The sequence below is a fragment of the Sanguibacter massiliensis genome (assembly GCF_900240335.1).
Classification (GTDB): domain Bacteria; phylum Actinomycetota; class Actinomycetes; order Actinomycetales; family Cellulomonadaceae; genus Flavimobilis; species Flavimobilis massiliensis.
The window spans coordinates 1-837 of record NZ_LT964999.1; the positions used below are offsets into that span (position 1 = coordinate 1).

An 837-nucleotide genomic window follows, 5' to 3' on the forward strand; every position below is an offset into this window, starting at 1 on the left:
GGGTTGGTGAATAATCGGTGCGCACATCGGGGTTTGGCGCTTGTGGGTCCCGACGGACGGCGGCGACGTTGCTCGTGATGTCATCGGAGTAGAATCCGGAGTCGGCGGTCGCGAAGCCGGTCACCATCGGGCGTATCGACGCCCCGGTCGCACGACTGTCCGGCCTGATGCCTCGCCCTGCCGTCGCGCGATGCGACTCACATGATCTGGACCGCTGAGGATTGGGACGATCCAGGTGGCGAAAGCCAACCCTGACTCAAGCGACTCGCGATTCCGACGGAAACGCCCGCGCGACTACTCTCCCTGCTCGCGTTCCACGAGCGCAATCAATCCCGCAAGATCTCCGGCGAGCACGTCCTCCAACCCCGCAAGTTCTGCGGCGAGCTCCGCCTCACGTGGCCCTTCGATACGGCCGTGCAGCTCCAATCGGCTCCCCGCACCGTCGCGGTGCGACTCGTGGCGCACGGTCAAGGTGCCGCCGTCGAGGTAGACGGTGTCCTGGAAGGCGAGCCCCGGCACGAGGTCGCTGACCAGCATCCGCGTTTCCTCACCGTCTCGGGTCTTCATAACGCCACCGACGCCGCGAGCCACCGGACCCTCGAGACGGATGTACTCCATGCCCGGCGCCCACTCCGAGTGCGTCTCGACGTCGCACCAGCGTGCGTGGAAGTACTCGGGAGCGACGCGTGAGCGTGCCGTGATCACACGAAGATTAACCATGGCGTCAACGCTACTGGTCACCACCGACGTTGAGAGAGACAGGGTGATCGATGGAGGTCAGTCGATTTCGCAGCCCCTCTCGACTCGACGATGACGCCCTTGGAGGAGGTTTCTCCT

At 64.8% G+C, this 837-nt stretch carries 1 protein-coding gene; it reads right to left on the minus strand.

Features of this window, described 5'->3' with window-relative positions:
* Positions 1-294 precede the first annotated feature (294 nt).
* Entirely contained in the window at positions 295-618 is a 324-nt protein-coding gene (locus tag C1729_RS14220) for an SRPBCC family protein (RefSeq protein ID WP_129590790.1), read from the minus strand.
* Positions 619-837: the final 219 nt, after the last annotated feature.